Raw genomic sequence first — 23,219 nt, 5'->3', positions numbered from 1 at the left:
GGTATAATGACTGATTTTTAAATAACCAACTGGAAATTATGACACAGAAACTGTATATCAAAACAAACGGCTGTCAGATGAATGATTATGATTCGTCAAAAATGGCTGATGTGTTATTTCAATCACACGGATTTATCAAAACTGATACAGTAGAAGAAGCCGATCTTATCTTGCTTAATACCTGCTCTATTCGAGAGAAAGCGCAGGAAAAAGTTTTTTCTCAACTTGGTCAATGGCGTGAATATAAAAAAAGCAATCCTCAGGTAATTATCGGCGTGGGTGGGTGCGTAGCCAGTCAGGAAGGTGAGGATATTATTAAAAGAGCTCCTTTTGTAGATTTGGTTTTTGGTCCGCAAACCTTGCATCGCTTACCGGAAATGCTCAACGAGAGACTTGAAAAAAACAAACCAGTGGTGGATATCAGCTTTCCAGAAATTGAAAAATTTGATCATTTGCCTCCTCCTCGTGCTGAAGGACCTGTAGCCTTCGTTTCCATTATGGAGGGTTGCAGCAAATATTGCAGTTACTGTGTAGTACCTTATACCCGTGGTGAAGAAATCAGTCGACCATTTGATGATGTTCTGGCTGAATGCTATCAGTTGGCCACACAAGGTGTTCGAGAAATTAATCTGCTTGGACAAAATGTCAATGACTATCAGGGTAAAATGGATCACGGTGAAATCGCCGATCTTGCGTTGCTTATTCATTATGTTGCTGCTATTGAGGGTATAGAACGAATCCGATTTACCACCTCTCATCCTCTTGCTTTTTCCGATAATCTTATTCAGGCTTTTGCTGAAGTGCCTGAGCTTGCCAATCATCTGCATTTACCTGTTCAAAGCGGCTCGGATCGTATTTTATCCATGATGAAACGTGGTTATACTGCTTTGGAATTTAAATCAAAAATACGTAAGCTGCGCAAAGTGCGTCCTGATATTCGCCTATCTACAGACATTATTGTAGGCTTTCCCGGCGAAACAGACGAAGACTTTCAGGCTACCATGAATCTCGTGCATGAAATGGGTTTTGATACCTCCTTCAGCTTTATTTATAGTCCACGACCTGGCACACCTGCGGCAAACTTACACGATGAAACCTCTATGGAGATTAAAAAACAGCGGCTACAGATATTACAAAACCGTTTGACCATGCAGGCAGCACGCTACAGTCAATCCATGATAGGCTCACATCAGCGTGTTTTAGTGACTGGATTCTCTAAAAAAAATCACCACCAGTTAGCCGGCAGAACTGAGTGTAATCGTGTTGTTAATTTTGACGGTCCTGAGGAAGTAATAGGACAGTTTGTAAATGTTCACATTAATGAAGCATTACCAAATTCCTTACGCGGACGAATAATGAGCATTGACAAAATTCAACAGGCCTGATGTCGGAGAAGAGCATCAAAAAAGAGCACATCATTCCAAGTGAGTTTCATGGCCAACGCCTTGATAGCGTACTTGCTTCTCTTTTTCCGGAATATTCCCGTTCTATATTAAGTAAATGGATTAAAGAGGACTTTATCAAACTTAATGACAAGCCGTGTAGACCGAAAGATAAAGTATCCTCAGGTGATAAGATTCTCATGGACGTCAGCATAGAAAGAGAAGATAGTGGTTCTGTTTTGCAAGCTCAATCGATTCCCTTGAATATCATTTATGAAGATAATGATGTTCTAATCCTAAACAAACCTGCTAATTTAGTTGTCCATCCAGGGGCAGGAAATCTGCAAAATACGCTTGTTAATGGGCTTTTATATTATTCATCTCAATTACAGAAATTGCCAAGAGCGGGGATCATTCATCGATTGGATAAAGACACAACGGGCTTATTGATTGTTGCTAAATCATTAGTGGCTTATACGGATTTAATAAGACAAATGCAGGCGCGGGATATTCAAAGGCAATATCTGGCCCTCGTACACGGTTATGTCGTTTCAGGTGGAGTCATTAAAACCGCTTTTGGAAGGCATCCAGTAAATCGTTTGAAAATGGCGGTGACTCCTTCAGGAAAAGAAGCCATAACCCAGTACAGTATACGACAGCATTTGAACGATTATACCTTGCTGGATGTTAAATTAATGACGGGGCGAACTCATCAAATCCGTGTCCACATGGCTCATATCCGCCATCCCATTCTTGGCGACCCATTATATGGAGGCAGAACAAAATTTCCTTCCAATGCAGACGAGGCATTAAGAAAAAAAATTGAATCCTTTAAAAGACAGGCATTACACGCCTACTACTTAAAACTGATGCATCCTTTATCTAAAAGAGAATTGACATTCACTGCCCCTTTACCGGATGATTTTGCAAAACTGCTTCAAACGTTAGAGGATCATTATGGACATCATCAAAGCTAATTGGCCAGCACCTGCCAACATTAGCGCAGTCACAACGTTGCGCACAGGAGGTTTCAGTCAACAGTATTATGCTCATAATAACATGGCTTATCATGTTGGCGATCACGAGAAAGATGTATTAAAAAATCGCGAGCGCTTAAAAAGAACCTTATATTTGCCTGCCGAACCGACATGGCTTAATCAAGTGCACAGTAACATTTGTATTGTGGCTGAAACAGAAGAAGAAAGGACGGCGGATGCTGCAATCAGTCGCTCGATAGAATATCCTCTTGCGGTTATGACAGCCGACTGTCTGCCTATTACCTTATGTAATCTGCAAGGTTCTGAGATTGCGGTTATCCATGCCGGCTGGAGAGGCCTGGTCCATCACATTATAGAAAATACGCTGTCTAAAATGACGGCAAAACCTCATGATATAATGGCATGGGTTGGGCCTTCTATTTGCGGAAATTGTTTTGAAGTCGGTGAGGAAGTGCACCAGATTTATAAAGAAAATTATCCTGACTCTACTCAGGCCTTTCAAGGAAAGCAACTCAAATGGCTTGCTGATTTGCCCTTAATAGCAGAAATGATTTTAAATGCCAATGGTGTTAAAGCTGTTTATAAGGCTCAGAGATGTACATTTGAGTTAAAAAATGAGTATTATTCCTACCGAAGAGAACAACAAACAGGTAGAATGGCTACTTTAATCTGGTTTAATCATGCAATCTAGGATAATAATATGTTATTTCGTTTAAAACGTTTTATTTGTATATTTTTTATACTTTTAGCTGGTCACGCAAGTTATGCAGTAAACAACTCTGATCCTGCCCGTCTTCCAAGCCTTGCTCCTGTATTAAAAAATGCAATACCTGCCATTGTTAACGTGGCTGTACAGGGCTATTTGCCTGATAGTGCATCCAGTGCCATGGGTAATGATAATGAAGATGAGGATGACAAACCAAATCGCCCTTCACAAATGCCCCAAAAGCCCCGCAAATTTCAAAGCATTGGTTCAGGGGTCATCGTTGATCCGCAAAACGGCATTATCATCACTAATGATCATGTCATCCGCAATGCCAGCTTAATTACCATCACTCTTCAAGATGGACGGCGATTAAAAGCAAAACTGATTGGTGGAGACAGTGAAACAGATCTGGCTGTTCTTAAAATCGATGCTAAAAATTTGAAAAGTCTTCCTATAGGTGATTCAGATAAACTGGAGGTTGGAGATTTTGTGGTCGCTATTGGAAACCCATTTGGTTTAAACAGTTTTGGCAATAGCCAATCTGCTACTTTTGGCATCATAAGTGCATTGAAGCGTTCTGATCTCAATATTGAAGGTGTTGAAAACTTTATTCAGACGGATGCAGCCATTAATCCTGGTAACTCCGGAGGAGCTTTGGTTAATAACAAAGGCGAACTTATTGGGATTAATACCGCCATTATCTCGCCTTACGGAGGAAACGTAGGTATTGGTTTTGCTATCCCAATCAATATGGCCAAGGATGTTGCTCAGCAGCTTCTGAAATATGGCTCTATTCATCGCGGATTGATGGGGATTTTTGTGCAACATCTGACTCCTGAACTCGCGCAAGCAATGGGTTACCCTAGCGATTTTCAAGGTGCTCTTGTTTCTCAAGTCAATGAAAACTCCCCTGCTGAAATGGCCGGTCTAAAAGCAGGTGATATTATCCTTCAAATTAATGACACCAAAATTACGCAAGCATCTCAGGTTAAAACCACCATCGGTCTTTTGCGAGCCGGCTCAGAAGTGAAATTAACCGTTCAAAGAGATGGGAAACAGCTCACTTTAAACGCTGTGGTTACGGACATCAAAAAACATGAACAAAAATTACAGTCCAATAATCCTTTTCTTTATGGATTAGCATTACGTAATTTTGAACAAGATTCTCCTCTTCATGGAAATATTACGGGTATTCAAGTTGTGGGTACCTCAGAGAACAGCGCAGGCTGGAGAGCTGGATTAAGGCCTGGGGATATCATTGTATCGGCAAATAAAAAACCAACGCCCAATATTAAGACTCTGCAACAAATTGCCCAACAAAAGAAAGATCAATTGTTGGTACAGGTCTTGCGAGGTCCTGGAGCTCTTTATCTGCTGATTATGTGATTGTTTTAAATAACGCACGTTCGACATAAAAGGTATTCATGCCTTTTATGTCGCTAAGCGAGTGCTCCTGTATAAAAGCAAGATTTTCATATATTCTCCCAACAAGCCAAGGAAAACCCATAAACCTCGACACGATGCCCGAATCATTTTGCTGAAATAGCTCACACAGGTTATAGAAAAAAATTAAAAAACGGTCTTGACATCAGAGCCACAAAAGGACAAAATCAGCGCCTCAAATGGCTATGTGGCTCAGTCGGTTAGAGCGCGGCACTCATAATGCTGAGGTCGGTGGTTCAAGTCCACCCATAGCCACCATCCTACCCGATAATTCCATTAAATCATTTCACAAAAAGACTATTGTCGACGATTTTTTTTCGTTATCATGTTGAAATCATTTATTTGTCGATTTCTTGAATGCGTATTTTTGTTTTTTTAATTTTTTTATTCATCACAGCACAGAGCAGTGCCCAAGCATTTAATATCAAAACGGCTACAAGCAAGGATGGTAATACCATATTCTATTTACAAAGCGAATCTTTTGCTTTTAAAAAAAATGCCCAGCAATTTCAAAAAATTATAGAATCAAAAACGAATTATCTTGTCACTATAAAAGAACTCAACAAGAAAAAAATGTTTCTTGTTGAGATTGGTCCCATCAAAGATTACAAAAGCGTCCGTCAGTTAAAAGACAAACTGAAAGAACTCAATTTACTAAAAACAGTAGAAAATAATGCAGATCTCAATAAAGAAAAAACAGAAACAGGAGATCCTAAAACATCACAGGAAAAAGGCCAATTATGGAATCTGAGAAATGCCGATATACGCGCAGTCATTGCAGAGATCTCGAGAGTGACAGGAAAGAATTTTATTGTTGACCCTCGTGTACAAGGCAAAATTTCCATTATTTCCAGTAAACCCATGTCAAGTAAAGAGCTGTATCAGGTATTTTTGTCCATGCTACAAGTATCAGGCTATGCAGCTATCCCTACAGGTGGTATCATCAAAATCATTCCCAACATTGACGCAAAAACACAGGCTCCTGATCTGCTAAGCCAGCTAAAAAGTCCTCCCAGAGGAGAGGAAATGATGGTTGAAGTTGTACCTGTTCACTATGTTCCATCAGAACAACTCGTACCTGTATTACGTCCTTTAATGCCGCAATGGAGCCATGTTTCTGCTTATGCACCTTCAAACATGATTATTCTGGCTGGCCGGGCAAATAACATCAGAAGATTGGCAGGCATTATTAAACAGGTGGACAGCTCTTCTGCCAACGGCATAGATGTCGTTCCCCTTAAATACGCCTTGGCGATGGATATTGCCAATACTTTAAAAGATCTCGTCAAAGCACAACCTGGCACAGGTCTGCGCAACCAAACCATGCTGGCTGCCGATGATCGTAGCAATGCCATATTATTAAGCGGAAGCAAAACGGAAAGAATTCGATTACGATTATTAATCGCCAAACTAGATCAACAAGGGAAATATGGTAATAACAGTAATACTCAAGTAGTCTATTTGAGTTATCTGAGAGCAGAAGATCTTGTTCCTATCCTCGCCGGTGTAGCGCAGGCTAACTTTAGTGGCAATGTCAGTACAACAATTGGGACCATTACCCGTCCTGCATTAGACAGCACCAATCCGGCTTCAAATTTTGCAACTGGAACATCCAGTAGCACCAAAGACGCTTTTTCAACAGCTCCACAATCGCAACAACCTACAGCCGCTGCTGATGCTTCCGCCACCCCAACGACGACAGGAGGCTCCACTCAAATAGAAGGAACAACCAAACCTACAGTACAAATCATAGCGGAGCCCAATACCAACTCTGTTATCATCAATGCGCCATTATCCATCATCCGTATTCTAAAATCTGTTATCAGTCAATTGGATATTCGCCCTGCCCAATTGTTGATTGAAGCACTGGTGGCCGAAGTCGATCAAAGATATGTAAACGATCTTGGTATTGAATGGGGAACGGATCAACAAACAGGGAATCCTGCAAGCTTCCGTCCTGGCTTTGCCATTATCAACAGTGATACCAACATTGATGACTTTCAAGCACAAATTTATGCTCTTGTAAGAGAGAGAAAAGCTAATATTTTATCTACTCCTTCAGTGGTTGTGCTGGATAATCGCCAAGCTAAAATTCTGGTGGGAAGGCAGGTTTCAGTCGCTACCACCAGTTATCCTAATAACGCAGGCGGAACTACAACAGCCAGCCCATTTACTACCTTCGAACGTGTCAATGTGGCTTTACATTTGTATGTCAGACCCCAGATTACACGCGGGCAAGGTATACAGCTGCAAATTGACCAGGGAAACGATACACTTGAGCCCACGACCACTGCGGCAGTAGACGATCAGCCTGTATTTAGGGTCAGTAGCATCGTTACTTCTGTCCATGTAGAAAGCGGTGATGTAGTTGTATTGGGGGGATTGGCCCAGGATAGTCTGGCAAATAATGATAACCGTTTACCTATCTTAGGAGATATCCCGGGAATCGGTAAATTATTTCAACGAAATGAATTAACACGGGAAAAAAGAGTGCTATTAGTATTCATTAAACCCATTATTTTACGCAATGAGCGAGATGCACTGAGAGTAACAAATGGAAAATACAATAACATCCGTGAAGAACAGCTTGAATTCATAAGAAAACAGGAATACCACCCAGAGAATGAAGATTCGGTCTTACCGCCGCTAAAAGAAGCAATTTTACCTAAGCCGTTCAGTCATCCTGTAAGCAAACATGTTATAATTAAAAAGATAAAGCCATTACCCAAACCCATGATGACGAAATAATCGATGAATGATCAGGTTACAAAAAAGCTTCCTTCTTACACATTTGCGAAAAAGCATGGCATAGTTGTTACTCTAACAGATAATGATCATGCCAAAGTATATTTTCTTTCAACAGTCAGTGTTCAGGCGCTTTCAGAGGTCAAACGCCTGCTGCAATGTCATCTGGAATTAGAACAAGTTGATCAACACGCATTTCAACAGCATTTAGCTCAGGTTTATCAATCCAAATCCAATGTTCTGGATGCTGCTATTGGAATGGAAGAAGATATTGATCTTTCCCTTTTGGCTGATCAATTACCTACCAGTGAGGATTTATTAGATACTCAAGATGACGCTCCGGTCATTCGATTAATTAATGCCCTGTTTACTCAGGCCATTAAACAAAAAGCGTCTGATATTCATATTGAAACCTATGAAAATCGTGTGTTGGTTCGCAACAGAATAGATGGTGTTTTACAGGAAGTCCTTGAAATTCAAAGGGCCATTGCACCATTGGTTATTTCTCGGGTTAAAGTGATGGCGCGACTGGATATTGCTGAAAAACGTATTCCACAGGATGGTCGCATTGCCTTACGAATTGGCGGACATAATATTGATGTACGCGTATCCACCCTGCCATCAAACCATGGGGAGCGTATTGTACTAAGAATTCTCGATAAACAGGCAGCACAACTGGATTTAACGTTACTGGGCATGCCTGATAATACATTAACTACCATGCGTAAAATGATTTCAGAGCCTCATGGAATTATCCTGATTACAGGGCCTACAGGCTCAGGAAAAACCACCTCCCTTTATGCCATGTTAACCGAATTGAATCAGGTCAGCCGTAATATTCTGACCATTGAAGATCCTATTGAATATGATCTGCCTGGCGTTGGCCAGACTCAGGTCAACACTAAAGTGAATATGACATTTGCCAAGGGCTTGCGCGCTATATTGCGCCAGGACCCTGATGTGGTAATGATTGGAGAAATCCGTGATCTTGAAACAGCAGAAATTGCTGTACAAGCAAGCCTTACCGGACATTTAGTCCTGTCCACACTCCATACTAATACAGCTCTTGGAGCATTAACAAGACTACGTGATATGGGAGTAGAATCCTTTTTATTATCTTCAAGTATTGTGGGACTGATTGCCCAACGCCTTGTTAGAAAACTGTGCAGCCATTGTAAAACATTACACCATTTGCGTGACGATGAAAAAGAATTGCTGAGCCTGCCTCCCGGTAAGCAAATAACCGTCTACGAACCTCATGGTTGTGAGCACTGTAACCATTCCGGCTATCGTGGGCGAACAGGTATATATGAACTCATTATCATTGATGAGCCATTGAGGGGCATGATTCACCGTAATGAAACTTTACAAACCATGGAAAATCATATCCGCCCTACTTGCCCTAGTATTCGGGAAGATGGCTTCAAAAAAGTTCTTAATGGGGAAACCTCCTTGGCAGAAATATTAAGAGTTACAAGTCAAGGCTGATTTTCAGTTCTTTATCAGTTTCTCAATGCGAAACAGATAGTTCAATTTATAAACTATATATATTTTTATTGTTTAATTGGTTTTTAATTAAATCTATTTATTAATGTTTTCTTAAGCTTTTTACAGTTACCATAGCTAAAATTTTAAACATGGTAAACATCAGGATGACAAAACTTCTTTTAATCAATGAATTAAGTTTTAATAAAGAGTTAGGTACCTATACTTATTTAGCAAGATGTGAAAACAATCAACTGGTTATTATCAAGAAGATTGAAGCGACAGATGAACAATGTCCTCAGGTAGAAAGAGAAATTGAATGTCTTCATGCCAATCATTTGTTAGTGGATTATAGTTACGAAGAACCTAAAGAAAAAAAACTCCGCGGCAAAAATCCGTTCAATAAAAAACCCATTACCCGTTTGTACTTTATCGTGATGGATATGATTCCAGGCATTAACCTTCAGGATTTTGTTTCTGCAGGAAGTTTAACCGCGGAACAGTGGTTTGCTATCTTCTATCACATGGCAAAAGGTTTGCAGCAATTCCATGATAACGGATATGTACATCGTGATGTTAAACCAGATAATTTCATGATCAATGAGAAAGGTATTCATCCTGTTGATTTTGGCAATTCCATTAAAAAAGAATATGCTGAACAATATATTGTACTTGGTAAACCCGGATTTCTAGCTGCCGAAACATCGACACTCAAGAACGGGACTAAACCAAAAAACGACCAAAAGTCGGATCTCGCCTCGCTAGGATATAGTTTTCTTTATTTGTTAGATTGCTTTAGATTAACTCTTTACTATCGAGACGAACTGGATTTTGCCGATGAAGTTCCATCCACACTATTAAAACATGGATTTAATAATGAGCAGATTCAACAATTAATAATATTATTTCAAGACATCACTCAGGAAAATCCGGATAAAAGACCAGATTTGCACTCGATTTGTGAGCAATTTAAAAATTTATCTGGCGGTAAAATCAGTCTGGACTGGATTGAGGAAAGAATAAAAAATCAACTCAAAAACGATCATTACGAGCCAGTAAACAAAGTCATGAAGATTACACCCATGTCAATATCTGAGCTCGTAAATCATGGCTATGAAATGACGAAGCTTAAGTCAGAAGATGAAAAAATTCAGACAGGCCCACCCTCTTCAATGACACAACATGGGGGCGAAAAAGCTTTAGAGAATATTATCAACAGCTGCCATGTAGCTAAAAATTCTGAAACGGGAAAAGCATCCAATCCTTCTACTTTAGGAATTTTCAGTAAACCGTCAGTACTAACAACAGTAAATAGTGACAAAAATCCTTCTTCTCAGGAAAAACCATCTTTTTATTGTGATTTATCATCTTATTCATTTTAGTGAACCTCAACTCGAGGTAAGCATCACGCATAAGCTAGAGAGATTGTATCCTGCGAGGCAAAAAGAGATCAAAACGCAGGACTAGTCAAGCTAATTCAATCATTTTGGCCTCCTTTTAGCGAAGTTTAAGCGTATACTTATCTCGAGTTGAGGTTAGTGATAGCCTCAATTAAAGCTCCAGCTTCCAGAGCCTGAACTCGTGCTTTGAGACTTTCAGCTGTATCCTCGGTTAAAATGGGGCAGGTTTTTTGTAAAATGATAGGGCCGGCGTCTACGGTTTCTGTGACAAAATGAACCGTACAACCCGTCTTTTTTTCCTGAGCTTCAATCACGGCTTGGTGGATCTCAAGGTCCATTTTGCCTGCATAAGCAGGCAATAATGAAGGATGAATATTAATGATTTTATTATGCCATTCGTTAACAAATCGAGCAGAAAGAATACGCATGTAACCAATAAGAACGATTAAATCGATATCGTATGCTTTTAAGACTTGAGAAACTTCCATGTCATAAGATGTACGTTCCATACCATTCACTGGAATATACTGTGATCTTAAGTCATGAGTTTTTGCTCTTGTTAAAATAAGAGCCCCTTTCTTATTGCTGATCACTATTTCAATCGAAGCGTCCAATTGCTTTTTTTTAATGGCCTCAATTAAAGCCAGCATATTGGTACCTCGAGTCGAACCTAAAATTCCCAAACGAATCATAACGATCTCAATTCATGCATAAACTGAACGCGCTCGTTGATAAGCTTGGCTGTTCCAATGTCTTCACGATGATACAACTCACCTGAAATTGCATTGATTTCCTTTTCAGCCAATTGCTCTGCCTCGGCAATGGAGTCAGCAACACCCACGAAAGCAGCTGTTCGAGAACCGGCAGCAATCAATTGATTATTTTTTACATCCACGGATGCCAAATATAAACAAGATTTATTCTTTACTTTGGATATATCTAAGGATGTATTTTTTACTGGATTATCAGGATACCCTTGAGGCACTACGTACTTACACACAGTGGCCTTAGCGGCAAAATCCACAGAAATGCTGGATAAATCATTTGTTACCAAGCACTGACATAACTCAACAAAGTCTGTTTTTAGCAAAGTTAAAACATTTAATGCTTCAGGATCGCCAAAGCGAGCATTGAATTCTATAACATACACTCCCTTTGCTGTGGCAATAAATCCTCCATATAAAATACCGATATATTTATCATTTTCCTGTTGCATTAAGGCACGAAGAACCCCTTGATTAATTTTTAATGCCTGTTCGATATCCTCTTTTTGTAAGAAAGGTAAAGAATGATCAGCATCAGAGTAACTTCCCATACCACCTGTGTTCGGCCCTTTGTCATTTATAAAAGCACGCTTATGATCCTGAACTAAAGGCATGGGCACGATTCGTTGGCCATCACAAAAACACATCAGAGAAAATTCCTGACCTATCAATTTTTCTTCAATCACTAAAGTCTGACCCAGGTTGAAAATTTCTTTGCAATAATGCATAGCTTCTCTAAAGGAATGAAGATGATCTCCTGCTACTTTCACTCCTTTACCACCCATAAGTCCGTTAGCTTTAATAACATAATTACCCTCACCAAGTTCATTTAAAAACTCGGAAATTCCATTCATGTCTGAAAAAACACGATAGGCAGGCAAGCCTGGAATTTCGTATTTATGCATTAACTGACGAGCAAAAGATTTACTGGTTTCAATTTTCGCGAGATTTTTTTTAGGCCCAATCACAGGAATAGAAGCCGCCCATAATTGATCAGCCAATCCCTGCTCCAGCGGCGCTTCAGGACCAATGATCACCAGTTGAATCTTCCATTCATAAGCCATTTGCAAAATATCGGAACAATTTCTGATATCGCCAACCCAATAACCTTGGGTTTGAGCTTTAACGCCAGGATTAACCGCGGTTCCACAACAAAATATTTGTGGTTGTTTTGGGGAGCGATTCAGGGCGGTTATAATGGCGTGTTCGCGAGCTCCTGAGCCAACAACAAGAATATTCATGCTTATTTCACTCCATTTTTACTTTGCTCAACTCTATGCTTTTCCAGGGCTGTTATCTTTTCTTCCGTAATATTGCCAGAAATATATTGTCCATTCATACAAGCCATACAAGGTTTATGAATATGATGTTCACCCCGGCGGGTAACGGCTTCAATTAAATCTTCTTCAGTTTGATAAAGCAAACGATCAACACCCAGAAATTCTCTGATTTCCTCTTCTGTTTTATTCGCTGCAATCAATTTGCTTCGTGAAGGAATATCGATGCCATAAAAACAGGGATTTTTAATGGGCGGGCAAGTGGAAACAAAATATATTTCCTTTGCTCCAAACTCCCGTACCATTTTCACGATTTCACGCGATGTGGTTCCTCGCACGATACTGTCATCAACAATCATGACTTTTTTTTGGTTGATTTCTGTTTTTTGGGGGGTAAGTTTATAACGAACCTGTCGTGATCGAGTTTCCTGATTTGGCATGATAAAGGTTCGTCCAATAAAAGGATTTTTATATAATCCCTCTGAATAACGTATTCCCATAGCATTGGCAAAAGATAAGGCTGCGGTATTGGCAGTAAAAGGAGCCGGTATGATGACATCCGGGACACAGTCTGGATGCTTGTGTTTCCATTGCAGAGCAAGATTTTGTCCCATTCGTAAACGCGATCGATAGACACTGATATCATCAAGGGTTGAATCCGGTCGGGAAAAATACACATACTCGAAAATACAAGGCGAAAATTGTCGGGCATCGATAACTTTTCGATACAATTTTCCTTCCTGAGAAATATAAGCCACTTCTCCAGGCTGTAAATCCCCCTTTAAATCATAACCTAAAGAATAAAAAGGAGTGGTTTCTGAAGCAAAAATATAATCTTTGCGCCCATCTTCCCTTTGCCTTTCCCCAAAAGCCAGAGGCCGGATGCCATGAGGGTCACGAAAAGCAACAAGTCCTTTGCCAATAACAACACTAACAACTGAGTAAGAGCCTTCAACTTTTAAGTAAATGGATTTTACAGCCTGACATAACAGCTCAAAAAAATGTTCATCATCATGATCTGTATATGAACCTTGTGCAAGAGTATCTGCCAACAACAGCAGCAACGCTTCAGAGTCTAAAGAAGAATTTAAATGGCGGTGCTGTTTACCACACAGTTCTTCAACCAATTCCTGATAATTCACCAAATTGCCATTATGCGCCAGAGCAATACCTCTGGGACTACCTATCCATAAAGGCTGAACATCCGATTCACCATATCCGCCTGCTGTGGGATAACGGTTATGAGCTATTCCGATGTTTCCTTTTAATTTTAATACTTCTTCGGTATTAAACGCTTCACGCACAAGTCCCATTCCGTGTAGAGGATGAAATTTATCATCACAAGTTAAAATACCAGCGGCATCCTGACCACGATGCTGCAAATGGATAAGACCATCATACAACTCAGTATTAACTGCGTCGTGACTGAAAATTCCCACAATACCGCACATATATTTTCCTCTGGATCTAACCTTGTTTTTCCAGCCCGAAATCATTCACTATTCTCCCCATATAGACGTATGGGCTTGAAAAAACTCTAAGAAAATGACCCGGTACAAAAATCTTTAATATGATGTTCAATACGTTCTATTGGCGAATCGTTTGATTTGGAAAAAAGAAAATTTTTCCCCGTGATCATTTCATATAACTGGATATAACGTTCGGACAAAGTGATAATTAATTCTTTGGGAGCTTCAGGTAAATTCTTGTCATGATAAGGATCACAATGAGCAACAAACCAAAGTCGCAAAAATTCCTTATCAATATTCTCAGGCTCAAGACCTGCCATAAAACGCTCCTGATAATTTTCTGCCAACCAATAGCGACTGGAATCAGGGGTATGAAGTTCATCCACCAAAATAATATTGCCATTCTCATCTTTTCCGAATTCATATTTGGTATCAACGAGAATCAATCCATGTTCGGCAGCAATTTTTGTTCCATAATGAAAAAGAGTCAGGGCAGCCTGGCTGGCTTGTTGCCAGTCCTGCTCTCTCATTAAACCTTCAGCAAGGATTTCTTTCGGGCTAATTGGGCGATCATGCTCTTTTTCTTTTGTCGTTGGTGTGATAACAGGCTCTAACAACTGCTGATTTTTTCTCAAACCATCTCCAAAATGATGCCCACAATACTGGCGAGCTCCATTTTTATACTGTGTCCAAAGTGAGGTATTGGTTGTGCCGGTGATATAGCCTCGTACCACGAATTCAATAGGAAAAACTGAACATTTTTTTACGATACTGACGTTAGGATCTGGAACAGCGAGCAAATGATTGGGTACTAAATGCTGGGTTTGCTCAAACCACCATGCACTTGTCAAATTCAATACCTGTCCTTTATAAGGAATTGCCGCTAAGAGGCGATCAAAGGCACTTTGCCTGTCAGTGGTAATTAAAATCAACCGATCATCGATATCATAAGTGTCCCGCACCTTTCCCTGATATCTATGACCAAAGTTAAATGCAGTTTCTGTCAAACAATGAGGTAGGGCTTCATCAATAGCCTGTTTATAGGGTATCGTAGAAATAGCAGTCATAGGCATAGGGATTATATACAATATTTGAGTTCAAAATAAAATCCGATAGTTCATTTATTTTACCATTTTTGCAAGTAAAAATCCATAAAACTCCCTGTTGAATGCGCTTAATTCCTTCTATAAAAAAATGATCTTTTAAGGTTTGTTGCTTCTGCTGACCAATAATATTCTCTTTTGCTCTCACCAGCAAAGCCAGGCTATGTTCTTTATCCATTGAAATATCGGCAGCTTGCTGTGCAATTTCTTTACGCTCATTAAATAAAACACCTGTTTTTTTTATCTCATTTATTTGAGAAACAGTCTGGCTTTCAATTTCCCAATGGACCCATCGTTTAACGTTCACAGGAATGTCCATGTGATGCAAGGTATTTTGCACCGTTAAAGCATGATTATCATTGATGATCATCTGAACAAGTATTTCATCACTATGGTTTGTTCTTTTATAAGAAGAAATAACAGAACGTTCAGGCGTGTAGTTTAATGATTTTAGCGTAGCATATGATCCTTCCGCAATATAATCACGCATAGAGAGAAATAAAACATCACCTGCCGTTGTTCTTTCCGGATGCGGCATAATGGCCATCACATTGCCTGTAGCATTGGATATGGCAGCGATATTTCCCACAGAACCATTTGGGTTAACGGGAAACTCTGTCCTTACTTCACCTTGTTCGTCACAATAAAGAAAACAGTTTAGCCCTTGCTTTTCAATTTCATTTAATAACTCTTGCGGCATGACAAACCGGCCCTCGGCATGAGCTGAAGGAACTGTAATCATTTGTCCCTCATTCATTCTGCGAGTAAAAGCATTGTTTTTCCCGCCTTTATTGACACAAAGATGCACCCAAGTATTATAAAAGCCGGTACCCAGAATTTTACCCTGAGATATTCTTTTATTTTCAGTTAATGCCATGCCAAGCTGATAATCCTTAAACCCGGGCACCAATCCAGATTCCACAAGGATCTGTGCTCCGTTGCAGATACCTAGCACAGGCTTTCCTTTTTCACTTTGCTGCTTAATTTCCTGCATGACTGGATCAAGGGCGGCAATGATGCCTGCGCGAGAACGATCTTCATAGGAAAATCCACCGGCTATCACATAACCATCCATTCTCCGTAATTTATCGGCTGGCTCATTCCATAAAAACTCCACAGCTTCCATCCCTGCACGCTTTATCGCCAGAATGGTTTCACGTTCACAATTGGAGCCCGGAAACTGTATAACAGCAATTTTCATCAGATTAATCTCACAGAAGACGTACCACCTTCGACAATTTGGCCAATTTCATACAAAGAAAAGGCAGGAAAAGGTTTTAAGATCGATTTCAAATCATCGACTTCCTGAGGGGACACCACCATAACAAAACCGACTCCCATGTTGAATGTACGATATTTTTCCACTTCATCCAATTCTCCCAGATGAGTCAGGAAGTCAAAAAGAGGCAATTGCGGACAACGGGCTTTAATAATTTCTGCAGAACAACCAACCGGTAAAATTCGCGGTATGTTTTCCAGCAAACCACCGCCGGTAATATGTGCCATCCCTTTCACGGAGATACCCGCATCAAGGAGGTGCAGGACGGGACGGGCATAATTAATATGCGGCTCTAATAAAACTTCGCCAAGCACTTGCCCCAGGTCGTCTATATAACTCTCCACTTGATAGCCGCCTATCTCAAAACAGAGTTTTCTGGCAAGTGAATAACCATTGGTATGCAACCCGCTGGATGGAAAAGCGAGAAGCACATCCCCTGCTACAATCGTTTTTCCAGTAATGGCCTTGTCTTTTTCCACTACACCTGAAATGATACCTACCAAATCATATTCACCGCGCAAATAAGTACCAGGCATTTCTGCCGTTTCCCCACCAACCAATGATATGCTGTTTTCACTGCAAGCCTGTGCCATGCCGGAAATGATCTGTTCTATCGTTTCCGGCTGAATACGATCAGCTGCTATATAGTCGAGCAAAGTAAGTGGCTTTGCTCCCAAAACCACAATGTCATTGGTTGTAGCGCTGACCAGATCAATGCCTATGGTATCGAATTTCTGCATCATTCGAGCCACTATCATTTTTGTGCCAACACCATCTATACTCTGAACCAGCACTGGATGATGATAATTTTGCAATAATGATTTCAAATCGTACATTGAACCAAAACTGCCTATGCTCGTTAAGACTTGCGGAGAAAAAGTCTGTTCAACATGCGCTTTTATTCGTTTAACGGCTTTATTACCCGCTTCTATATTAACACCTGCAGACTTATAACTGACTTTGGACATTATAAAAGCCTCTCTCTTAATCCATTTTCCCAAGCGCTTTTTGCCTCACTGATGGGTATATCAATAAACCCATTCATCAGGAGCCTTTTTTCAGATGTGGTTTGCCCTATGCTCATGGCTGAGACGTGTTCTCTGGTAAAAATTGCCAATACTTCATCAACATGTTCTTCTGCCACTTCAAGAAGAAAACCACCGTTCTCGGCAAATAACTTAGATTCAATGGATATATCACCGGGAATATCAACTCTAGCACCAATTTGCCGTTTAAAACTCATTTCTGCTAAAGCTACGGCAAAACCACCTTCAGAAATGTCGTGTGCAGCCAAAACCAATCCTTTTTGAATCACCTCATAAACAGCTGAAACTTCATTATGAACAGACCGTAAATCAGGTTTTGGTAACTGTTGACCCAAATCGCCCAGTAATTGATAAAAAACACTTCCGCCCAACTCATGCCTGCGCTCACCGATCAACAATATAGAAGAATTGTTTTTTTTGAAATCATAGCTGACAGACTTGCTGACATCCGGCATAACACCAAGACAGCTTATCATCGGGCTTGGAGGGATAGCGCCTTGAACAGATTCATTGTACAAAGACACATTCCCAGCAACAACCGGTAAACTGCTATCAGGATAATCCTGAAGTTTGATGGCCAAACAGGCATCCTTAATGCCATTTATCGCTTCAACCAGTTCCGCCATCTGCTCAGGTTTTTCAGGATTACCAAAACAAAGGCAATCGGTCAATGCAATCGGCTTAGCTCCGACGGCGACCACGTTACGTACTGATTCAACAACAGCATTGACCGCTCCCCAGTAAGCATCGATCTGATTAAAACGGGGATTTTGATCCAATGCAAGAGCAATTCCGGTTTGCCGTATTTCTTCAGGATATTTCTCTTCATTAAAAGGTTGCATGACCCCTGCATCTGCCCATCCAGCCTCTATCACAGTCCTGCCTTGAACCTGTTTGTCATATTTTTCAAAAACTGCAGCTCGTGAGGCAATGTTTTCATGAGCTAATAAACGAAGTAAAATCTCATTATGATCCAGATTAGAAGGTATCTGTGGATTAGTGAATTGTTTTTCTTTTCGCGTATAGGGCCTATCATAAACAATTCCTTTGGTGATATCACTGACTTTGCCACGAACCAGCTCTTTTCCTTGAAAATTCACAACATACAGGCCATCTGTACGGATTTTTCCAATGACCGAAGCGCAGGCACCCTCTGAAACGGCTGGTAAAGCATAGGTCTCGTTATAATGTTTAAGCACGGTTTCGACCAAAGAAGGAGGCACAACCCACATAAACCGCTCCTGGGTTTCTGAACAAAGAATAACTGCAGGCAATAAATCAGGCATGCCGGTATGCACAGCTTCCAAATCGATTTCAGCCCCATAATGCCCGCCCGCTTCAGCGAGCTCGAGACTGGCACAGGCAATGCCCCCTGCTCCCAAATCTTTAAAACCTACCTTGTTGATCAAATGATGCTTCTGCAGATATTCAAATAAAGCATAATTGGCTTTCAGAATATGTCTTTGCAGAAAGGCATTAGGTTCCTGAACCGCTCCTTTATTTGCTTCTCTGGCATCTTCCTTTAAAGCGGCCGACGCAAAACTGGCTCCACCAAAGCCACTGTTATCTGTCGGTTTACCTATCAGAATAAAAACGTAGTCATCTGCCTTGGAAGGTGCATAAGAATGAATAAGTTGATCCTCTCTGACAACACCAAGTGTCACAACAGTGACCAGACAATTCTCGTTATAAGCAGAATCATAATAAACATCACCGGCAATATTCGGTATCCCCAATGGATTCCCATATCCGGCTATACCATCAACAACACCTTCCTGTATCCAATGTGTATGAGAACGGTTAATATCTCCAAAGCGCAAACTGTCAGCTACAGCGATGACTTCACCGCCCATACAGCAAACATCTCTTACATTCCCACCTACACCCGTTGCCGCACCCTCATAGGGTACAATCTGGGAGGGGTGATTATGGGATTCATGGCTGATAATGACCCCATAGCGGTGACCGGCATGATCTTTTGCTACAGCTACAACACCTGCGTCCTCTTTTGCTCCCAAAATCACATGAGGACCATTTGTATTTAATTGCTTCAAATGAAGACGAGTACTTTTGTAAGAACAATGTTCTGAGCCTTGAATGGACCATAAAACACATTCGGCAAAAGTTGGCACCCGTTTTAAAAATTCATTTTGGATGGTTAAGGCTTCTTCCACCGATAGATGTAATTGATAAGTTTCCAGCGTTTGCTTTATCTCATCATGAGATAAAGAATTAAAATCAATAGTATTCGGTGTTTGTTGCATAGATTGATCAACCTTGGTGAAAAGGGCTTAAGTATAACTAAGATCCTTAATTTGGCTCCATTGTATCGAGGAAATACATCTGGAATCAATCTAAATTCTCAATGAATAGTTACATTTTTTACGTAATCTTTCGCCGCTTAGTAAAGCTGTTTCTTAAGGAGCAGGAACCATCAACTTTATGCCATAAGGATAAGGTCGGTTTACACAAGCCATAACAGCGATTAGTGATAAATAGTGGTTTATATGGCCAATGACCAGCTTTTATAATTAACTCTTTTTATAATTAATACTTTTTTTCTTAAAACCAGAACGTGATTCTCATATTTATGCTACACTATCTCTACTCTTTATTTTTTATCCTTAAAGAGTCTTTGAGTGCATCATGATGTCTTGTGCACAAGAAGTGCTAAATCAGTTTTTTAAATTAGTTAGGAAATGAAAACATGTCAGAAAAAATAAGCGGTAAGGTCAAATGGTTTAACGAAGGAAAAGGTTTTGGTTTTATTGAAAGTAATGGTACAGATTATTTTGTGCACTTCAGTGCAATTCAAGGCAGTGGCTTTAAAACCTTATCTGAAGGCGCCTCGGTTTTGTTTAAAGCAACCAAGGGTCAGAAAGGTCCTCAGGCCGAAGAAGTTGAAGTAATTTAAACCTGTTGAATAAGTCCTGTGCACCATAAAGATCCTCCACCTGCACAGGACTTTTTTAGATAACCCAATCCATTTTTGACAAAGTTGTCAAATTTTTATAATTCAAAACTAAAGAAACAATTATTATATAATATTTGAAATAATTGTCTATAATTTAATCTGAACGACTAGTTAGAGGACAATATTATGGACAATCAAACACAAATACTCTATCCTTGGTTAACGGCTGCTCTTCTATCGTCTTTTTTGTTTCTAGGCTCCAGTGTTTTGCAAACCACTCATGCAAATCCAGCTCCACAAGCCGCACAAGAACAAGCAAATAATAATCGCATCCAGCTGGTTCATAGTGGCCATCGACATCGTCATCACCGCCATCATCGTCACTGGAGGCATGGAGGCTGGGGCGTTTATTTTGGACCCGGCTATCATCGTAGAGGCATTTACTGGACAGGCTGGCGTACTTATTACCGCCATGGGCGCCGTTGTGTACGAAAATGTCTTGTGAACCGGTGGACGGGACAGGTTATTCGTTGCCAAAGGCGTTGCTATCGATAAAAATCACAGGGGCTGCATGCCCCTGTTTTATCCGGCATTTCGCATTGGCTTTTTTTCGCTAAACAACGCCAGTTAAAAAATACCATAATGCAGATTATATTTTAACCACAAATTGTGGCATCTCTGTTTTTGAAGTTGCATACATATCTTTGTAAATCTTGGATTCTCCTCGACAGCTACGATGCCAAAACGAAGGTAAAAGCCCATGTGAATAAAGCTTTGACACAGATGATTGTTTATGAGAATTACAATGAGAGCGTTTTTTTACTATATTGCAAGTAAGATCAGCCTGAATCTGATCATAAGTTTTTTCTAAATAAAAAGGCAATTTTTCGGGTTTTTTGTTAAGTACCCTATTGATTTCTTCATATAAACCGTCTCGTTTCTTTGCCTCCATATAATTCGGATGATTTTGAGGGAAAAGGGATAAAGGCTGATGTTTGTCAGCTCCAAGTGTCTCCAATGTAGCACTTAATGACAAAGACCATAACGGAACAGGCTTAAAGCATGAGGGCCTATGATCTGAATCAACATAAGCACAAAGTCGACCATTACTTCGAGATAGTTGAGCTAATTGATTGTATTTTTTTCGCTGCAATGAAGTTAAACCGTCAAGCAATACTTTCATTTCCAGTTGCTGTAATTTGACAATGACCAGATGATAGCCCTCATAACACCCCGTGTTAAATAAATAAGCCGCCACATCAACCCAGCGACGAAAAGCATTTAATCTGGAATCTTCATGAACATGTTGAAAGATGTCTTTCTCAATAAAGGATTCAAATTGATTACGCAGATGCAGATAAGAGCGTAATTCAAGACTGGCCAGCTTATATTGAGCAAAACCAGAGGGGTCTTTAAAATCCAGGAGGTCAAGCTTACAAAATGCTTCACGCAACTTGGTATCGATTAATCTGGCATAATCAGACGTTATTTTAGTCTCTAAAAACAGATAAAGAGCCAAATTGGTCTGACTTTTGCGAATGGAAGCCTGCATATTTTTATCTGAAATAATGCGATCAATATCACCGGCAACGACGTGCTCGGGGTAAATTTTAGAATATTCGTCAAGCCACTGGCGAAATAATTTCTTGGACATCTTTTAAACTCCTTTTTAAAAAGTCAAAATGGATTATCTGGAATCGGTTATGTCCGTAAACTGCTGTAAATTCAGGTTGACTTTTTAGGAGTGGAGTCATCGCTAAAATTCGGTACTATTGAGTTGTGAAAAACAATAACTATCGAAGGAGATTAGCGATGACGGATTACAATATTACAGTTGGAAAGGAATTGCTTCCAGAACTTTTATCAAGCCAGGATGGGCTCGCAAAGCTTGTTGAAGGTGTATTGAATCAGGTATTGGAGGCACAGGTGTCAGAAAGTCTGGGAGCAGACAAGCATGAACGTTCAGGTGAACGTATAGGCTATCGTAACGGTTACCGTCCAAGACAACTATACACTCGTGTGGGACCAGTCACTCTTCAAGTGCCGCAGACACGTGATGGCTCTTTTTCTACCGATATTTTTAAGCGCTATCAACGCAGTGAGCAGGCTTTTGTATTGGCTCTGATGGAAATGGTTGTTAATGGCGTATCAACCAGAAAAGTTAATAACATTACTGAAGAACTTTGCGGTGCTAGTTTTTCAAAGTCAACCGTCAGTCAACTGTGTTCTGGTCTTGATGCAAGAGTCAGAGCCTTCAACGAGCGTCGGTTTGATGGTGACAACTACCCATTTATCATGGTTGATGCGATGTTTATCAAGTGTCGTGATGGTGACAGAGTCGTGTCTCGAGCAGCCTTGACCATCTCGGGTATCAGAAGTGATGGCTACCGTGAAATACTGGGCCTTCGCATTGGTGACACTGAGAGCTATGCTACATGGGATGAAGCGTTTAAATGGCTAAAATCTCGTGGGCTAAAAGGCGTGATGTATGTTGTGTCAGACCAGCATGCAGGGCTTGTGGAAGCGGCTAGAAAGCACTTTCAAGGTGCAACCTGGCAACGATGCCAAGTTCACTTGATGCGCAACATCCTCGGGCACTGCTCTGTCAGACACCGCAAAGATGTTGCTGAAAAGGCAAAGCTTGTTTTTCAGGCACCTGATATGGAAGAAGCCAGGCGTAGACGCGATGATTTTATTGATGCCTTTGAGAAAAAAGCACCAAAATCAGTTACCTGCCTTGAGGAGGCTTTTGACGATGCCATGGTAGTTATGGCGTTGCCGGAGAAATACAGGAAGCGACTTCGCACCACCAACATGCAAGAGCGAATTAACGAGGAAATCAGGCGCCGAGAACGAGTGATAAGGATATTTCCTAATGATGATTCTGCATGGCGGCTGATTGGCGCTTTATTAGCTGAACAAAACGAGCAGTGGCAATCAAGGCGTTATCTTAATATGGACGAATTTAATGACTGGCTGGCTGAGAATGAAGCCGGAAAGTCTAATGTTGTAGGGATGAATGCTTTGACTAAATAACGTACTAACTTGATAGGCTGAATTAATGGGAATTTACAGCACTTTTTGGACTTGACCCTGGAATCCTTGCATCAGGCAAAATCTTCAACTTGCTATTTTACCGATCATCTTCCCCATAATTCATTGCCGTTGCAACTCATTATTAAAAAACAAACATTGGATCTTAACAAAA

Annotated in this window: 18 protein-coding genes and 1 tRNA gene; 11 read left to right on the top strand and 8 right to left on the bottom strand. The window is 40.4% G+C overall.

All coding sequences use genetic code 11. The features are described 5' to 3' along the window. The first annotated feature begins 38 nt into the window (after positions 1–38). The 8 genes from miaB to E4T55_RS14745 all read left to right on the top strand — a co-directional run bounded on the left by miaB (position 39) and on the right by E4T55_RS14745 (position 10,141). Entirely contained in the window at positions 39–1,385 is a 1,347-nt protein-coding gene (gene miaB, locus E4T55_RS14780) for a tRNA (N6-isopentenyl adenosine(37)-C2)-methylthiotransferase MiaB (RefSeq protein ID WP_058502013.1), read from the top strand. Then, positions 1,385–2,359, top strand: coding sequence for a 23S rRNA pseudouridine(1911/1915/1917) synthase RluD (gene rluD, locus E4T55_RS14775; protein WP_058502014.1), 975 nt, complete (start codon positions 1,385–1,387; stop codon positions 2,357–2,359). Before miaB ends, rluD begins: the two co-directional genes overlap by 1 nt. Then, positions 2,340–3,071, top strand: a complete 732-nt coding sequence (gene pgeF / locus E4T55_RS14770) for a peptidoglycan editing factor PgeF (protein ID WP_058502015.1) — start codon at positions 2,340–2,342, stop codon at positions 3,069–3,071. Before rluD ends, pgeF begins: the two co-directional genes overlap by 20 nt. Positions 3,072–3,080: 9 nt before the next feature. After that, positions 3,081–4,472 (top strand): Do family serine endopeptidase, encoded by a 1,392-nt coding sequence (locus tag E4T55_RS14765; protein ID WP_058502016.1) that lies wholly within the window; start codon positions 3,081–3,083, stop codon positions 4,470–4,472. A 238-nt stretch (positions 4,473–4,710) separates the two neighbouring features. Beyond that, positions 4,711–4,787, top strand: a tRNA-Met gene (locus E4T55_RS14760). A gap of 99 nt (positions 4,788–4,886) precedes the next feature. Next, positions 4,887–7,277 (top strand): GspD family T2SS secretin variant LspD, encoded by a 2,391-nt coding sequence (lspD, locus tag E4T55_RS14755; RefSeq protein ID WP_058502017.1) that lies wholly within the window; start codon positions 4,887–4,889, stop codon positions 7,275–7,277. 3 nt (positions 7,278–7,280) lie between these two features. After that, positions 7,281–8,762: a GspE family T2SS ATPase variant LspE gene (gene lspE / locus E4T55_RS14750; protein WP_058502018.1), complete on the top strand. Its 1,482-nt coding sequence runs from the start codon at positions 7,281–7,283 to the stop codon at positions 8,760–8,762. A gap of 164 nt (positions 8,763–8,926) precedes the next feature. Continuing rightward, positions 8,927–10,141, top strand: a complete 1,215-nt coding sequence (locus tag E4T55_RS14745; RefSeq protein ID WP_058502019.1) for a protein kinase family protein — start codon at positions 8,927–8,929, stop codon at positions 10,139–10,141. Positions 10,142–10,278: 137 nt separating this feature from the next. Here the strand turns inward: E4T55_RS14745 and purN are convergent, their stop codons facing one another. The 7 genes from purN to purL form a co-directional block, all read right to left on the bottom strand. Then, positions 10,279–10,851, bottom strand: coding sequence for a phosphoribosylglycinamide formyltransferase (purN, locus tag E4T55_RS14740; protein ID WP_058502020.1), 573 nt, complete (start codon positions 10,849–10,851; stop codon positions 10,279–10,281). Beyond that, positions 10,848–12,164 carry a phosphoribosylamine--glycine ligase gene (gene purD, locus E4T55_RS14735; RefSeq protein WP_058502021.1) on the bottom strand — a complete coding sequence of 439 codons (1,317 nt, stop codon included), beginning with the start codon at positions 12,162–12,164 and terminating at the stop codon, positions 10,848–10,850. Before purD ends, purN begins: the two co-directional genes overlap by 4 nt. 2 nt (positions 12,165–12,166) lie before the next feature. Then, on the bottom strand, positions 12,167–13,651 hold the full coding sequence (purF, locus tag E4T55_RS14730; RefSeq protein WP_058502022.1) for an amidophosphoribosyltransferase: 1,485 nt from the start codon (positions 13,649–13,651) through the stop codon (positions 12,167–12,169). Positions 13,652–13,737: 86 nt separating this feature from the next. Beyond that, complete coding sequence (locus E4T55_RS14725; protein WP_058502023.1) at positions 13,738–14,742, bottom strand: phosphoribosylaminoimidazolesuccinocarboxamide synthase; 1,005 nt, start codon at positions 14,740–14,742, stop codon at positions 13,738–13,740. Continuing rightward, a complete protein-coding gene (gene purQ, locus E4T55_RS14720; protein WP_172460984.1) occupies positions 14,708–15,973 on the bottom strand; it encodes a phosphoribosylformylglycinamidine synthase I in 1,266 nt (421 codons plus the stop codon). Before purQ ends, E4T55_RS14725 begins: the two co-directional genes overlap by 35 nt. Beyond that, positions 15,973–17,019: a phosphoribosylformylglycinamidine cyclo-ligase gene (purM, locus tag E4T55_RS14715; protein WP_058502025.1), complete on the bottom strand. Its 1,047-nt coding sequence runs from the start codon at positions 17,017–17,019 to the stop codon at positions 15,973–15,975. The genes purQ and purM overlap by 1 nt, the downstream gene beginning before the upstream one ends. Next, positions 17,019–19,361 carry a phosphoribosylformylglycinamidine synthase subunit PurL gene (purL, locus tag E4T55_RS14710; protein WP_058502026.1) on the bottom strand — a complete coding sequence of 781 codons (2,343 nt, stop codon included), beginning with the start codon at positions 19,359–19,361 and terminating at the stop codon, positions 17,019–17,021. Before purL ends, purM begins: the two co-directional genes overlap by 1 nt. A gap of 443 nt (positions 19,362–19,804) precedes the next feature. On the opposite strand from purL, the gene E4T55_RS14705 reads away from it, so the two are divergent. Then, the gene (locus tag E4T55_RS14705) at positions 19,805–20,011 is read left to right on the top strand and encodes a cold-shock protein (protein WP_058502027.1); all 207 of its coding nucleotides are present in this window, start codon (positions 19,805–19,807) and stop codon (positions 20,009–20,011) included. Positions 20,012–20,197: 186 nt separating this feature from the next. After that, positions 20,198–20,566, top strand: coding sequence for a hypothetical protein (locus tag E4T55_RS14700; RefSeq protein WP_131780736.1), 369 nt, complete (start codon positions 20,198–20,200; stop codon positions 20,564–20,566). 94 nt (positions 20,567–20,660) lie between these two features. On the opposite strand, the gene E4T55_RS14695 is transcribed toward E4T55_RS14700, so the two are convergent. Next, positions 20,661–21,665, bottom strand: coding sequence for a hypothetical protein (locus E4T55_RS14695; RefSeq protein ID WP_058502029.1), 1,005 nt, complete (start codon positions 21,663–21,665; stop codon positions 20,661–20,663). Positions 21,666–21,823: 158 nt separating this feature from the next. On the opposite strand from E4T55_RS14695, the gene E4T55_RS14690 reads away from it, so the two are divergent. Then, positions 21,824–23,047 (top strand): IS256 family transposase, encoded by a 1,224-nt coding sequence (locus E4T55_RS14690; protein ID WP_115325208.1) that lies wholly within the window; start codon positions 21,824–21,826, stop codon positions 23,045–23,047. Positions 23,048–23,219: the final 172 nt, after the last annotated feature.

Origin of the sequence: Legionella israelensis (assembly GCF_004571175.1) — a bacterium.
Taxonomy (GTDB): domain Bacteria; phylum Pseudomonadota; class Gammaproteobacteria; order Legionellales; family Legionellaceae; genus Legionella_D; species Legionella_D israelensis.
The sequence above is the reverse complement of the archived record's forward strand: the minus strand, read 5'-3'. Positions and strand labels throughout refer to the sequence as shown.